The 13,850-nt window shown below is 67.1% G+C and carries 12 protein-coding genes and 1 tRNA gene; 6 read left to right on the top strand and 7 right to left on the bottom strand.

What is annotated here, in order from left to right; translation table 11 throughout:
- Positions 1-3: 3 nt before the first annotated feature.
- Complete coding sequence (locus tag SI859A1_RS03525; RefSeq protein WP_050767422.1) at positions 4-1,068, bottom strand: YihY/virulence factor BrkB family protein; 1,065 nt, start codon at positions 1,066-1,068, stop codon at positions 4-6.
- A gap of 244 nt (positions 1,069-1,312) precedes the next feature.
- Between SI859A1_RS03525 and SI859A1_RS03520 the strand changes: the two genes are divergently transcribed.
- Together SI859A1_RS03520 and SI859A1_RS20145 are read left to right on the top strand one after the other, a co-directional pair.
- Positions 1,313-1,960, top strand: a complete 648-nt coding sequence (locus SI859A1_RS03520) for a LexA family transcriptional regulator (protein ID WP_009208482.1) — start codon at positions 1,313-1,315, stop codon at positions 1,958-1,960.
- A 64-nt stretch (positions 1,961-2,024) separates the two neighbouring features.
- Complete coding sequence (locus SI859A1_RS20145) at positions 2,025-2,723, top strand: thermonuclease family protein (RefSeq protein ID WP_009208481.1); 699 nt, start codon at positions 2,025-2,027, stop codon at positions 2,721-2,723.
- A gap of 52 nt (positions 2,724-2,775) precedes the next feature.
- Here SI859A1_RS20145 and SI859A1_RS03510 read toward each other — a convergent pair whose 3' ends face one another.
- Positions 2,776-4,440: a lysine--tRNA ligase gene (locus SI859A1_RS03510; RefSeq protein ID WP_009208480.1), complete on the bottom strand. Its 1,665-nt coding sequence runs from the start codon at positions 4,438-4,440 to the stop codon at positions 2,776-2,778.
- 209 nt (positions 4,441-4,649) lie between these two features.
- On the opposite strand from SI859A1_RS03510, the gene SI859A1_RS03505 reads away from it, so the two are divergent.
- Complete coding sequence (locus tag SI859A1_RS03505; RefSeq protein ID WP_024349109.1) at positions 4,650-5,060, top strand: tellurite resistance TerB family protein; 411 nt, start codon at positions 4,650-4,652, stop codon at positions 5,058-5,060.
- A gap of 10 nt (positions 5,061-5,070) precedes the next feature.
- On the opposite strand, the gene SI859A1_RS03500 is transcribed toward SI859A1_RS03505, so the two are convergent.
- Positions 5,071-5,868 carry a transporter substrate-binding domain-containing protein gene (locus SI859A1_RS03500; RefSeq protein WP_244400890.1) on the bottom strand — a complete coding sequence of 266 codons (798 nt, stop codon included), beginning with the start codon at positions 5,866-5,868 and terminating at the stop codon, positions 5,071-5,073.
- Between the two features lie 164 nt (positions 5,869-6,032).
- Between SI859A1_RS03500 and SI859A1_RS03495 the strand changes: the two genes are divergently transcribed.
- Entirely contained in the window at positions 6,033-8,033 is a 2,001-nt protein-coding gene (locus SI859A1_RS03495) for a glycosyltransferase family 2 protein (protein ID WP_148233716.1), read from the top strand.
- A 132-nt stretch (positions 8,034-8,165) separates the two neighbouring features.
- On the opposite strand, the gene SI859A1_RS03490 is transcribed toward SI859A1_RS03495, so the two are convergent.
- Positions 8,166-8,726 carry a hypothetical protein gene (locus tag SI859A1_RS03490; protein ID WP_192847180.1) on the bottom strand — a complete coding sequence of 187 codons (561 nt, stop codon included), beginning with the start codon at positions 8,724-8,726 and terminating at the stop codon, positions 8,166-8,168.
- Between the two features lie 235 nt (positions 8,727-8,961).
- On the opposite strand from SI859A1_RS03490, the gene SI859A1_RS03485 reads away from it, so the two are divergent.
- The gene (locus SI859A1_RS03485; RefSeq protein ID WP_040325161.1) at positions 8,962-9,198 is read left to right on the top strand and encodes a hypothetical protein; all 237 of its coding nucleotides are present in this window, start codon (positions 8,962-8,964) and stop codon (positions 9,196-9,198) included.
- Positions 9,199-9,736: 538 nt separating this feature from the next.
- On the top strand, positions 9,737-11,476 hold the full coding sequence (locus SI859A1_RS03480) for a flagellin N-terminal helical domain-containing protein (RefSeq protein WP_009208475.1): 1,740 nt from the start codon (positions 9,737-9,739) through the stop codon (positions 11,474-11,476).
- A 150-nt stretch (positions 11,477-11,626) separates the two neighbouring features.
- On the opposite strand, the gene SI859A1_RS03475 is transcribed toward SI859A1_RS03480, so the two are convergent.
- From SI859A1_RS03475 to SI859A1_RS03465, 3 genes are all read right to left on the bottom strand, one after another.
- Positions 11,627-11,701: transfer RNA gene (locus tag SI859A1_RS03475), tRNA-Gly, on the bottom strand.
- Positions 11,702-11,832: 131 nt separating this feature from the next.
- Positions 11,833-12,471 carry a 2-dehydro-3-deoxy-phosphogluconate aldolase gene (locus SI859A1_RS03470; protein WP_009208474.1) on the bottom strand — a complete coding sequence of 213 codons (639 nt, stop codon included), beginning with the start codon at positions 12,469-12,471 and terminating at the stop codon, positions 11,833-11,835.
- Positions 12,472-12,635: 164 nt separating this feature from the next.
- Positions 12,636-13,844 (bottom strand): cell wall hydrolase, encoded by a 1,209-nt coding sequence (locus tag SI859A1_RS03465; RefSeq protein ID WP_009208473.1) that lies wholly within the window; start codon positions 13,842-13,844, stop codon positions 12,636-12,638.
- Between the last annotated feature and the right edge of the window lie 6 nt (positions 13,845-13,850).

Genomic DNA, 13,850 nt, shown 5'->3' with positions numbered 1-13,850 from the left:
CCGTCAGGCGGGATGCTTGTGCTTGCGCCGGAACAGGCCGCGCTTCTCCGCCGTGGGGGCGGGGTCGCGCCGCGAGCTCTTGCCCAGCGTATCGGCGACCCGGGCACCGCGTTCGCCGATCGGCCTGGGCGGGTCGTTCACCGTGTCGTGCGCCGTCTGGTGCTCCATCTCGGCATTGATCTCGGCGCCGATGATGAAGATCAGCGAGGAAATCCACACCCACATCATGAAACCGATGACGGCGCCGAGCGAGCCGTACATGGCGTTGTAATTGGCGAAGTTCTGCAGGTACCAGGAGAAGCCGAGCGAGGCGAGCAGCCAGACCACGGCCGCCAGGAGCGCGCCCGAGACCACCCATTTCCAGCGGGCCCGCCGGCGGCTCGGCCCATACCGATAGATCATCGCGATGGCGACGACGATCAGTCCGAAGACCACCGGCCAGCGCATCGCCGCGATCATGATCTCCGAAAAGCTCTGCAGGCCGAAGACGGCCATGACCACCGGAACGACGCCGACGGTGACGATCAGCACGATGCCGATGAAGATGGCGCCGAGGGTGAAGCAGAAGGCGACGAGGTTGAGCTTGAAGAAGCTGCGCTGCTCGCGCTCACCATAGGCGACGTTCATCGCCTCGAACAGGGTCTTGATGCCGTTGTTGGCGCTCCACAGCGCAAACAGCAGGCCGCTGACGAAGCCCAGCGACAGCGACGAGGAATCCTGGCTCACCAGCCGCGCCAGCTGCGATTCCAGGAGCTCGGTGCCGGCTGTCGGCAGGAACTGGCCGATGAAGGCGATATGCTCGCCGATCGAGACCGGGTCGGCGACGAAGCCATAGAGCGAGACGAAGACGGCAAAGGCCGGAAACAGCGCCAGCAGCAGGTAGAAGGTCGCGCCGGCGGCGATCAGCATGACGCGATCGTCGAAGAACGAGGCGTAGATGCGCAGGCAGATGTCCTTCCAGCCCTTCCAGGGGATCGACATCGGTCCGCCGGCGCTGCGGCCGCGTCCCGGCTCGCTGGCCCGGCGCCGGGTTTCCTCGCTGGTATGCGCCGCGAACTTCAGATCCATGCCGTCATTCCGTTCCTGCCATCTTATGCCGCCACCGATACGCCGCGCGTCGGCAGCCCCGTCCATAAGGCTGGAAGAGCATATGGCACCAGCCATGCCTCTGCCCAGCGGCGCACCGGTGCGCAACAGCAGGGCCGGACCGCTTCCGAAGAATTTGACGCTACGATATGGACAGCGGCACCATGGCGCTTTAAGACCGGTCAGAGGTATTTATTCCTCTGACGCAGACCGGGCTTCGCACACGATGTTTTCCCATGACCGGATATGGCTGGCGATCGACGCCCTGGCGACCCGTCACCGGATGTCGCCCTCCGGCCTCGCCCGGCGTGCTGGCCTCGATCCGACGACCTTCAACAAGTCCAAGCGCAATGCCAGCGACGGGCGCCCGCGCTGGCCCTCGACCGAATCCATCGCCAAGGTCATCGCCGCGACCGGCACCAGCATCGAGGAATTCGCGGCGCTGATGCGCGGCGAGACGCCGGGCGTTCCCCGCTCGCCCAGCCCCGCCATGAGTGTGCCGCTGCTCGGCTTTGCCGAGGCCGGCGGCGGCGGCTTCTTCGACGATTCCGGTTTTCCGGCCGGCCAGGGCTGGGACGAGATCGCCCTGCCCTCGACCGGCGACGAAACGGTCTACGCCCTCGAGGTGTCGGGCCAGTCCATGATGCCGCTCTACCGCGACGGCGACATTCTCATCGTCTCGCCGGCCGCCGCCGTCCGGCGCGGCGACCGGGTCGTGGTGCGCACCCGCGAGGGCGAGGTGATGGCCAAGATCCTGCAGCGCCAGACCAGCCGTACCATCGAGCTGGCCTCCACCAATCCGGATTTCCCCGACCGCCAGTTCCAGATGGACGAGGTGGAATGGATGGCGCGCATCCTGTGGGCCAGCCAGTGATCCTGCAGCCGCGTCCCGGCGGCGGGACGAGCGGGCCCTGCGCGGGATCGGCGGCCGTCGGCGCGTGATCCGCACGCTGCTCGTCGCCCTCGGCCTTGCGGCACTGGCCGCTCTCCTGCTCTGGATGCTGCCTTCGCCCCGCGAACCGGAGGAGCCGGCCCGCATTGTCCCGTCCACGGCGGAGCGGTCGGCCGAGCCGGCCGCGGCACCCGAGGCGCCCCAGCCGGCGCTCGCCCCTGCCGGCGACGGCCTCGCGCCCCGCCTCGGTCGGAACGTCACGCCCGATGGCATCACCAGCGGCCCCGCGACGGACGGCCCGCTGCGCCGCTTGCCACCGCGCGAGCCCGACCCGTCGCCGCAGCAGGCCGCCGAGCCTGAAAACATCGAAACCCGGCAGATCCTGTTGCTCCGCCCGATCGCCCGGGACACCGCGCATCTGACGATCGGCCGTGGCACGATCGCCCTGCCCGGCATCGCGTCGCTCCCGTTGGAGCGCAGCTGCGGCGAGGGCGCGAGCGCCTGGCCCTGCGGCATGCGGGCGCGCACCGAGTTGCGCAATTATCTGCGCTCGCGCTCGATCCGCTGCGAGGTCCCGGAGGATTTCGGCGACCGTGACGAGACGGTCACCAGCGCCTGCACACTGCGCGGCGACGATGTCGGGGCATGGATCGTGCGCAATGGCTGGGCCGAGGCGGCGCCCGGCGGTCCCTATCAGGACGCCGAGGCCGAAGCCCGGCGCGAGAAGCGCGGCATCTGGCGATAGACGGCGGCGAATGCCCGCCGCAGTTCAGTTCGAGCGGAGACAGCCCCGCGCGTCAGGCGCCCGAAGCCAGCCGGCCTTCCAGTGCGTCGCGGATCAGGGCGCGGGTTTCGGCTAGGCCGTAAAGTGCCGCGAAGGAGCCGAAACGCGGACCTTTTTCCTGTCCGATCAGGATCTGGTAGAGCGCTTGGAACCACTCGCCGGAGACGCCCGGCCCGCCCTGCGGCCCCGACTTCTTGTGGTCCTGATACCGCTCGATCGGCCGGGCGACATCCAGAAGCGAGTTCTGGATCGCCTCGCCATCGGCATCGGCCGGCAGCGACGCAAAGGCGGCATCGAGCGATTCCAGCGCCTCGCGCTCGACCGCGTCCGGGGCCCGGAACGTCTTCGCCGGCCGGACGAAATCCTCGTAATAGCGCAGCGCATAGCCGACGAGTTGATCGAGCTCGGGATCGGTCTCGGCGGTCACCCCCGGTGCGTAGCGGGTGATGAAGCCCCACAGGGTCGACGCATTCGACGCGTTGGAAGCCGAGACGAGGTTGATCAGCATGGCGAACGGTACCGGCACACCCTTGGCCGGCGGCGTGCCGTTGTGGATGTGCCAGACCGGGTTCTGCAACTGCTGGCGCAGTTCCTGGCGCTGATAGGCGGAGACGAACTGGTAGTAGTCGTCCACCGCCTTCGGGATGACATCGAAGAACAGCCGCTTGGCGGCGCGCGGCTTGCCGAACATGTAGAAGGCCAGGCTCTGCGGCGACGCATAGGACAGCCATTCGTCGATGGTCAGGCCGTTGCCCTTCGACTTGGAGATCTTCTGCCCGCTCTGGTCGAGGAAGAGTTCGTAATTGAACCCCTCCGGCGGCGCCGAGCCGAGCGCCCGGCAGATCTTCGACGACAAGGTGACGGAATCGATCAGGTCCTTGCCGGCCATCTCGTAATCGACGCCGAGGGCGGCCCAGCGCATGGCCCAGTCGGCCTTCCACTGGCACTTCACCGCGCCGCCGGTCACCGTGGTCTCGATCCGCTCGCCGGTCTCCGGATCGAGATAGGCGATCATGCCCCGCTCGACGTCGCGCTCGACGGTCGGCACCTGCAGGACCATGCCGGTGCGCGGATGGATCGGCAGGAAGGGCGAATAGGTCGCCTGCCGCTCGGCGCCAAGCGTCGGCAGGATGATCGCCCGCACCTCGTCATAGACGGCGAGCATCTTCAGGAGCGTCGCGTCGAAGCGGCCGGAGGCGTAGTAATCGGTGGCCGAGGCGAATTCGTAGTCGAAGCCGAACCGGTCGAGGAAGGCGCGCAGCCGCGCATTGTTGTGGGCGGCAAAGCTCGGATAATCGTCGGAGAACGGGTCGGGCACCCGCGACAGCGGCTTGCCGATATGGGTCGCCAGCATCTCACGGTTCGGCACGTTGTCCGGCACCTTGCGCAGGCCGTCCATGTCGTCGGAGAAGCACAGGAGCCGCGTCGGCACGGCGCCGTCGGTCAAGACCGTGAAGGCGTGGCGGACCATCGAGGTCCGCGCGACCTCGCCGAAGGTGCCGATATGCGGCAGGCCGGATGGGCCGTAGCCGGTCTGGAACAGGACTTCCGCCGGCATGCCGCTCTTCTCGAAGCGCTTCAGGAGCTTGCGCGCTTCCTCGAAGGGCCAGGCATTCGACGCCATGGCTTCGGTCCGCAAGAGATCGACGTCGACGGTGTCCGGCTGCGGGCTCGGCATGAAGGCATTCCTCGAAAATCCGGGTCCCGGGCGTCCGCGCGCACTGCGAAGCGGACGCGCAGATTGGCGGGGGACCGTCAGGTGCCGCCCGGTCTAGAAAGAAGCCGGCGGCGCGTCAACAAAAGCCGCCCACGCCGAATGACGGCTTGTTGCGGCCGCCCCGGGTGCATAGCTTGCCGAGGGTAGCCCTGAAGCAAGGAAGGCAGACAATGTCGGATCTCGGACCGCGCGAAGCCCTGGTTCATCTCATGGTGTCGATGGCAGCGGCCGATGGCGCGATCAGCGACCACGAGTTGCGGGAACTGCAGGCCATCCTCGACACGCTGCCGGTCTTCGAAGGCTTCGATCGGGGCCGGCTGAACGGCATTTCCGAGCGCTGCAGCCATATCCTCGAACAAGAAGACGGGCTGCAGACGATTATCGACAACCTGATGTCGGCGCTGCCGCAAAAGCTGTACGAAACGGCCTATGCGCTGGCGATCGAAGTTGCCGCCTCTGACGTCCACGCCAGCCAGCCGGAACTGCGCTTCCTGGAAATGCTGCGCGACGCCTTCGAGCTCGACCGGCTGACCGCGGGCGCGATCGAGCATTCCGCCCGGGTGCGCTACCGGCGCCTCTAGCGCAGCGCCGTCAGAACGCGCTGACCGGGAAGTAGCGCAGTAGCAGTTCGGAAAACCGCTTGCTCTCGACGAGCTGGCCGATCGCGTAGTCGAAGGCCCGGGCAAGTTCCTCGTCCTTCTGCGCCACGGCGATGGAGAGTCCTTCGCCGAGGAAGCGGTCCGACAGGAACGGCCCGCCGGAGAACCCGCAGCAATCCTCGGCGGCATTGCTCTCCAGCCAGAAGGACAGGCCGACGCCGTCGCCGAAGTAAGCGGCGATCTCGCCCTTGCGCAAAGCAGCCAGTCCGTCGTCGCGGTTGGGATACAGCCGCCGGTCGATCTGCGGAAAGAAGCTGCGCAGCATGGCCGCATGGGCACTGCCCTCGGCTACGCCCACCGGCTTGCCGGCCAGCGTGTCGGCGACCGGCTCCTTCACCGGCGCCTCCTTTGTGGTCACGAAGCGTGCCGGATACCGGAAATAGGGTTCGGTAAAGGCGAGGTCGCGCCGGGTGTCGGGCGTCATCGAGAGGCCGGCGACGATCGCCTCCCCGTCGCCGCGCTGCAGTGCCGGCACCAGGTCGCGAAACGCCATGGCCTCGATCTGGCAGCGCGGCAGGATATCCAGCTCCTCGCAGATCGCCCGGACGAGATCGACATTGAACCCGGCCAGCCGGCCACGCCGGTCGAGGAAGTTGAACGGCGGGTAGTTGGTCGTGGTCAGGAAGCGGATGCGCGTGCGCGCGCCGAGATCGGGCTTGGTCATGCGCTGGCGCTGATCGAAGAAGTTCGGCGTCGCCACCTGGGCCTTCACGGTTGCAGCACCGGTCACCGCATCCCCGAGGAATCCAGCGGCGGACACGAGTATTCCAACCAGAAACAACCCTGACGCGAAACATACCCGCATAGATTTCTTTCCCTTGCGTCATCTCTCGCACACGATGCAATTGGGTGCCGGCCGGCGCCCCGACACTTCATCTGGAGCGGGTCGTTTGCGTGCGTGACGATCAGACCAATCCTCGAACGGCTTATGCGGCGGGACCTTATGGCCCGCAACCGGCCATACGCAAGAATGCCCGCTTCACGCGTCCGAAACTGCACGATGCTCCATCGCAACCGCCGGGTGGGCCCCGTTTCACCGGAGGCGTCACCGACCGCGTCATCGCCCGGCTGGGCCTGACCGCGGAAGCCCTCGGACACGCCCGGCGCGCGGCAACCGACAACCGGACCGACCTCGCGGCCGAACTGATCGCCGGCCGGCACGTCACCGCCGATCGGCTGGCACGCCTCATGGCAGCAGCGCTGGATCTGCCATGCGAGACCATCGCCGCGGAAGAACGGCTTATCGGCCTTCCCGATCACCAGCCCATCCCGTCCCCACGGCTCCTGAAGACCTGCGGCACGGACCTGGAGACCAAGCTGTTCCTGCAGCCGCGACTGGAAGACCTCGACCGGGTCGCCGCATTGCTCGCCCAGCAACCGGACATCCGTCGCAAGGCCCGACTGACCACCGAAGCCGACATCGCCGCGGCCCTGGCGTCCCGCAGCGCCGCGCGGCGCATCGAGGATGCCACGCTGAGCCTTGCCCGAAGCGCGCCGCGTCGCTCGGCCCGGACCGTCGTCGAGGCCGGCCAGGCGGCGTTGCTGGCCTTCGCCGCCTGCGCCATTCTCGCAGCCTTCGCCATGGCCCCGTCCGCAACGGTCACGGTCCTGCATCCGCTGGTCGGCATCGCCTTTGCCGCCTGTCTCGCCATCCGCATCGTCGCGGCGTTGCCGGCTCCGCCAGAGCCCGAGCCCGAGCAGGGAGCAGACGTGGAGGCGGGTCCCCTGCCCGTCTATTCGGTGCTCGTCGCGCTGTATCAGGAGACGGGAGTGATCGAGCGCCTCGTCGCGTCTTTGTCGCGTCTCGACTGGCCGACCAGCCGCATCGAGATCAAGCTGGTCTGTGAGGCCGACGATCCGGCGACGATCGGCGAGGCGCGCCGCGCGACGGCCGGACTGCCGCAGTTCGAGATCGTCGCCGTGCCGCCCGGCGAGCCGCGCACCAAGCCGAAGGCGCTGAACTTCGTCCTACCGCTATGCCGCGGCGAGTTCGTCGCGCTCTATGACGCCGAGGACGAACCGGACCCCGGACAGTTGCGCGAGGCGTTCCACGGCTTCCGCAACGGCCCCGGTGACCTTGCCTGCCTGCAGGCGCCGCTCGTCGTGCGCAATGGCGACCAGAACTGGCTTACAGGCCTCTTCGCGCTGGAATATGCGGCACTGTTCCGGCGGCTTCTGCCTTGGCTCGCGCGCCGTCGCCTGCCGTTGCCGCTGGGCGGCACGTCCAACCATTTCCGCCGCCATTGCCTGACGGCGGTAGGCGCCTGGGATTCCCACAATGTCACCGAGGATGCCGATCTCGGTATGCGGCTGTATCGCGAAGGCTGGAAGATCGGCACGCTGACACGACCGACGCTGGAGGATGCGCCTGAACGCTGGCCGGTCTGGTATCGCCAGCGCACACGCTGGACGAAGGGCTGGCTGCAGACCTGGCTGGTCCACATGCGTCAGCCGCGCCGGCTGTGGCGTGAACTCGGTCCGATCAGCTTCGCGGTGTTCCAGATGTTGTTCGTCGGCATGCTGGCCTCGGCGCTGATCCAGCCGGTGTTTCTCGTGCTGGTGCTGTCGACGCTGGTGTCGGCGCTGAATCACGGCCTGCCCGGCGGCCTTGCCGGCATGATCTTCGCGCTCGACCTGTTCAACGCGACCGGCGGCTTCTTCGCCTTCGTCGCTCTGTCACTGCCGGCGCTGCGGCCGGAGGAACGCGCCACCCTGCCAAAATATTACGCGCTCGTTCATCTCTACTGGTTGCTGATCGCGCTCGCGTCGCTGCGCGCAGTGTGCCAGCTCGCGCGCGATCCCCACCGCTGGGAGAAGACCCATCACGATCTCCGCGCCCGGGCGAATCTGCACGACCAGCGCTACCGCACCGAACCGCATTTCAGCGCCAGCTAGGCGTCTCTGCCCCGGAATGTGAATGGCCCCCTGGGCGAGCCGCACCCAACGCAAGATGGGCGGCCATGCCGGCCGCCCGTCTTTTGAAAGCCCCCTGCGGCGCCCCTGAGGGATCGCAGCCGCAAGATCGCGTCAGTGCCCCTTCAGCCCATCCCGCAGGCGCTGGGCCTGGATGGCTGCGCGGGCATACTGTTCCCAGGCGGAGCGGACTGCCATGAGGTTGACGTTCATCGCCTCGGCCAGGCTCTCCAGCTCGTCGAGCTTGGCTGCGCTCTTGGTAAACTTGCCGGCCAGATCGCCGCTTACGTCGCCCTTGCGTGCGCTTTCGATCATCGTGGCGAGTCCGCGGCCGTGCTCCTCGATCTCCGGCAGGATCCGCGTCAGCGCCTGGCTCAGGCGAACACGCTCGGCTTCCGCCGTCTCGAGCAGCGGACGCAGCTGTTCCATCAGCCGCACCGCGTTGCGGCAATCGCGGCCGTGCCGGTCGAGATCATGGCCGAGACCCGTAAAGCCTCCCTCGATGCGGCGCGGCAGCCGCGGTACCGGTTCGTCCATGATCAGCGGCGGCCCGGACAGCACATTCGACGCCGCACTCGGTTTGTCGTTGCGATCGGCAAAGTCTCTCGACAATTCCTCGGTGAGAAAATCCGTCATATCTGGGGTGGTATCCTTGGCTGCCGTCATCGTGGACATGCTATTCTCCTGCAATGCCGCTGGATTGCTTCTTGATCATTGAATATGCACGGCTGCGGTTCGTCGGCCACCGTTTTGTTAACGGATGGTTAAGAATTGCAGGCGGTTAGCCCTCGGAGATGACGCAACGCTCTCTCGGGCAAGCCCGGCGACATTCCCCGTTATCCCCACTTGTCCACCGGAAACTGCGGGCGCCCCGCAGTCACCCGGCGATCCCCCATGCTAGGCTCGTGCCATGAAGGACAGACGCGATTCCCGTTCCGGGCCGGTCACGGCCGCGCCGCTGTCAGCGGCGACGATAGACCACCTCGAAGCCTGCGCGAGCGGGCTTTGGGAGCATGCACGGGATTTCGACCGCTGGGGCCTGGCGCTCGACGCCGCGGAGACCCGCAGCCAGGCGATCGCCTGCCGCGTCGAGGCGATCATCGCCCGTGCCACGGCCGCAGCGACGGATCAACAGCAGGCGTCCTGACCCGGTTGCCCGAGGCACACGATCGTGTCGTCTGAGACCGTTTACGACGAATCCCGATACCGGTCTCCGCCGCGCAAAGCGCGGCGGGAAGACGAGGCATAGGCGCGTCGCGGCCCTGTCGCCGTGTTGCTCGCGCCCGCGATCGGCACCGCCCCAGCGCCACGTGGCGCCGCCGCTCGCAGACGCCTGCTCTACCTCACGTTGCTCCCCAGCGCCTTCCCGCGGTCTTCTCCGAGCAGGCTAACGACCCGGTGTGGTCGCCCGTCTGAACGTCACTAGCAGACGATGGGCGGAGCCCGATCCCGGTCAGACGCACAGCGTCGCGCGCCCCGAGCAAGCCCCTGCATCTCCAGCCGCGCAATGCCGCCGAGACGCCCCGCGGGCCCGACCCGAACCCCTTCGCTTGGCAGACTCCCGCGTCGAGAGATAGCCGGCAATGCATTCCGCGAATACCACTGCTGATGGCGATAAGGCTCTGTTAAGCAACCGGAACCTATATCGTTAAACATATCTAAGCCCGCCTTACGAGGCCCTCCGCATGATCAGTATCCGGACCAACGGCGCCGCGATGACGGCGCTTGCAAACCTGCGTTCGCTGCAATCTGCATCGGACGCGAACCAGACCGCGATGGCCACGGGCTACAGGGTCGGCTCGGCGGCCGACAACGCGTCCTACTGGTCGATCGCGACCGGCATGCGCTCCGACGTTAAGGCGCTCGGTGCGGTCGCCGATGCGCTGGGCCTTGGCTCGGCCACGACCGACGTCGCCTACACGTCAATGGTGCAGGTCGGCGACATGCTGGCCGACATCAAGGAGCGGCTGGTGGTCGCCATGGAGCCCGGCGTCGACCACCAGAAGGTGCAGGCCGAGATCAGCCAGCTTCAGGCCGCGATCGTCGCCACATCCCAGGCCGCGAGCTTCTCCGGTCAGAACTGGCTCCAGACCAACCTGCCCGACATCTACGAGACGCCCGTGGACCGCCGCTCGACCATGCTGGTCGCCTCGCTGTCGCGATCCAGCACGTCGGGGCTGTCGGTCGGCACGATCGGCGTCGATCTGCAGAAGACGTCCCTGTTCAACGTCGATGGCGGCGGCATGCTGCAGCCCGATCCCCGCAGCCCCAGAACCATCGGCGGATTGCGCTTCGGCAACACTGCCTACTACGGCTCCCCATACAACACCGCCAGCTCGGTCGACCGCACGTTCACATTCAGCGGTCCGGTGACCTTCGGCCTCAGCGACACGATGACCTTCACCATGACGGTCGATGCCGACAACCCTGCCACCCCCGGCCTGCCCGGCCCCTACGATCCCGGCCAGGACATCTCCGTCGTCATCGACCGGGCCCTCGTCGACGCAACGACCGGACGGACGGACGGCGTGGTCGCGGACTACCACGAGATGATTCAGGTCCTCGACGCGGCGATAACGGGCAATGAAGTCTCGGTCGGTCATGTCACCGTCTGGAATTCCACCACGCAGACATACGATCTCGTCCCGAACGCCATCAACTTCCGTGACCGCGAGACCAGCGGAAAGCCGGGCGCCTCCTTCGCCATCAAGAATTTCGCTACCACGGCCTCCGGCACGGGCGGCCTCGGCAACACCGCAACGACCTATGGCGAGCGCGCCTCGACCGTCACGCTGGATTTCCAGCCCTTCCGGATCTACCGGGACGTCGAGGTCTCGTACTCGCTGACCGCCAACAACGTTTCGCGGTCCTATCTGATCGACCGCGATCTCGTGGACCGGGTGCTGGGCACCGACGACGGCTGGGTGAACACGGCCGCGGACATGCATGCCATCCTGACGGATCTGAACGACATTCCGGACCTGTTGATCGAGGAGACGGCCGGCGACATCGTCCTGCGCCTCGATCCGGCAGCCAATCGTGAGGCGGGCACCAAGTCGCGCATGGTTGTCAGCGGACTGCAGGTGAACATCGAGCCCCTCACCGCGATCGGCATTCTCGACGTGGACGTGGCCGCCAATCCGAACGCGATCGAGGACTATCTGCAGCAGGTCGACACCATGCAGCAGCGCGTCGTGTCCGGGGCTGCCGTCCTCGGTGCCATCAGCAAGCGGCTGGAGATGCAGACGGAGTTCACCCGGACCGTCACCCAGACGCTGGAACAGGGCATCTCGCGGCTGGTCGACGCGGACATGGAAGAGACCTCGACCCGCTACCGTGCGCTCGAGGCCCAGCGCCAGCTGGCCGTGCAGAGCCTGTCGCTGGCCAATTCGACCCCGGACATTGCGCTCAGCCTGTTCAGATAACGGGCGACGCCGCCCCCCGACATCCCGAGACGCCAGCCCTCGCGGCTGGCGTTTTACGTCGCGACCCGCTTCATGCGCTCGACGGCCGAATTGACTGCGAAAAAGCAGCCGGCGCGGCAGGAACGATGTCGGGACAGGTGCTGATGCGGCTGGAGCGGGCGATGGGGGTCGAACCCACGACATCAAGCTTGGGAAGCTTGCGTTCTACCACTGAACTACGCCCGCGCTGGCGGGACAATGCTCGCCGGACGCTGCCGCGTCAAGATGATTTGCCAAGGTCCCGTGCGATCATCGGCGCGATGAGCCGGGACCGTTCCCGCCTTGCGAAGCCGGGTCACACGGCAACGGCGCAAGCGCTAGCTGCGCAGCGCGACGGCCTCACGGGCGAGTGCGGTGATCGCATCCCAGTCGCCGGCCTCGACCGCCGCCTTGGGCGCGACCCAGGAGCCGCCGACGCAGATGACGTTCGGCAGGGCCAGATAGTCGCGGACATTCTTCATCGAGATGCCGCCGGTCGGGCAGAAGCGCAGGCTCGGAAACACCGGCGAAATCGACTTGAGGAACGCCGCTCCGCCGATCTGTTCGGCCGGGAAGAACTTCAGCACCTCGTAGCCCTCTTCCAGCATTGCCATCAGCTCGCTCGGCGTCGCCGATCCCGGCAGCATGGGCGCTTCGGACGAGCGCGCAGCGTCGAGGAGTTCCATGGTCGCCCCCGGCGACACGATGAACTGCGCACCGGCCTTGGTGGCGCGGTCGAACTGGCGGGGGGTGAGAACGGTGCCAGCGCCGCAGAGCGTCTCCGGAACTTCGCTGGCGATCGCCATGATCGCTTCCAGCGCGGCCGGGGTGCGCAGGGTCACCTCGATCGCCTTCAGGCCGCCGGCGGCAAGCGCACGGGCCAGCGCGACGCCCTCGGCGGCGGATTCCACGGCGACCACCGGAACCACCGGCTGCGCGCTCAGCATTTCCAGAAGTCGCTTGCTGTTCTGAGCCATGATGTCTTCCCCGAACCGTACCGCTGTCTTAACGGCGCTCTACAGCATCGCTTCGCCAAGGGGAATGGTTCGGGTCGAAAACCTCGCCGCGGAGACAATCCTCCCAGCGCAGGACCGCGGTCATGGCTGCCGCGGCGAGCAGGCCTTCGCGAAGACCCTGTCGCTTACCAGCCGCCGTTGAAGGTGCGGTAGAAGATGTGCTTGCCGATCTTGTCGACCCGCTCCATCGCGTCGGCCCAGCGGGGGCGGACGTAATTGGCGTGGTAATGGGTCGCGGAGCCGACCTCGTTGATCCAGATCTCGCCGCGCGTGACCTGTTCGGCGATGCGCTTGGCCTTGGCCCAGGAGCCGCTGTCGGACACGCGGTCGCGTGCGCCGTCGCAGGCAAAGGAGAACTGGCAGCGATTGCGCCAGTTCTTGTTCTGGTAGACGACGCCGCAGATCGTGTTCGGGAAGGCCGGGTTGCGGACGCGGTTGAGGATGACCTGCGCCACGGCGGCCTGCCCCATGGTGCTCTCGCCGCGCGCCTCGAAATAGAGGCCATTGGCAAGGCAGCTCTGCTCCTTTTTCGACATGGTCTCCGCCGGCAGCGGCGTTGCCGCCCAGGCATGGTCCTTGTCGCCGATCGGCGGGATGAAGGCTTCCGGCGTATCCTTGAGGATCGTCTCGAACAGCGAGGAGGTCCGTGCGCTGCCCGTCGAAGGTGCGTAGCCGAGGGCGTTGGTGTCGCCGGCCGAGGGCTTCAGCGAGGCCAGCATGATCTTGTCGTTCGGCGTCAGCGTCTTAGCGCCCGGGATCTTCGGCGGGCCCTGAAGCTGGAAGTTCATGGCGACGGTGATCGCCTCCTTGGTCGTCTGGGTGACCTTGGAGAAGGCGGTGCGGATGCGCTCCTGGCCACCGACGACGCGCGATCCGAGCAGCGACTGGCGCTCGAGGATCGAACCGGCGGAGAAGCCGCGCGGCGGCAGGTTGCTGGCCGGAACGAGCGACAGGACGCGGGCGCCCTTGTCCTCACGCATGATCCGGGTTTCCTCGGGCTTGGCGATGGCCGCCTCGATCCGCGGTGCGGCGACGGCTTCCATGCCCTCGGGCAGCTTCAGGCCGGCGGGGATCGGCTCGCGCAGATCGGAACCGGCGAAGGCGATGGCCGCCGTTTCCGTGGTGCCGATTTTCGATGGAACGAAATAGGCCCGCCACTGGTTTGCATGACCGGAGCCGCCGAGAAGGCTGGTCATGTCCTGACGGGCGACCGGGCTGGTCACCATCGCGAGGGAAGCGAAACAGCCGGTGGCCAGAACCACGGCCTTGGCCGCGCGAGCCTTCGACAGTTTCTGCAGGCGTGTCCCCGCGTGCTGTTCAACAGCCGTCATCATTCCCCC

Origin of the sequence: Aurantimonas manganoxydans SI85-9A1 (assembly GCF_000153465.1) — a bacterium.
Classification (GTDB): Bacteria; Pseudomonadota; Alphaproteobacteria; order Rhizobiales; family Rhizobiaceae; genus Aurantimonas; species Aurantimonas manganoxydans.
Note: the sequence above shows the minus strand (reverse complement) of the source record. Positions and strands in the feature narration are given on the sequence as shown.

Excerpts from the sequence above, each read along its gene's own strand:
- SI859A1_RS03525 (WP_050767422.1), bottom strand. The coding sequence starts at position 1,068 with ATGGATCTGAAGTTCGCGGCGCATACCAGCGAGGAAACCCGGCGCCGG.
- SI859A1_RS03520 (WP_009208482.1), top strand. The coding sequence starts at position 1,313 with ATGTTTTCCCATGACCGGATATGGCTGGCGATCGACGCCCTGGCGACC.
- SI859A1_RS03510 (WP_009208480.1), bottom strand. The coding sequence starts at position 4,440 with ATGCCGAGCCCGCAGCCGGACACCGTCGACGTCGATCTCTTGCGGACC.
- SI859A1_RS03505 (WP_024349109.1), top strand. The coding sequence starts at position 4,650 with ATGTCGGATCTCGGACCGCGCGAAGCCCTGGTTCATCTCATGGTGTCG.
- SI859A1_RS03490 (WP_192847180.1), bottom strand. The coding sequence starts at position 8,726 with ATGTCCACGATGACGGCAGCCAAGGATACCACCCCAGATATGACGGAT.
- SI859A1_RS03485 (WP_040325161.1), top strand. The coding sequence starts at position 8,962 with ATGAAGGACAGACGCGATTCCCGTTCCGGGCCGGTCACGGCCGCGCCG.
- SI859A1_RS03480 (WP_009208475.1), top strand. The coding sequence starts at position 9,737 with ATGATCAGTATCCGGACCAACGGCGCCGCGATGACGGCGCTTGCAAAC.
- SI859A1_RS03470 (WP_009208474.1), bottom strand. The coding sequence starts at position 12,471 with ATGGCTCAGAACAGCAAGCGACTTCTGGAAATGCTGAGCGCGCAGCCG.
- SI859A1_RS03465 (WP_009208473.1), bottom strand. The coding sequence starts at position 13,844 with ATGATGACGGCTGTTGAACAGCACGCGGGGACACGCCTGCAGAAACTG.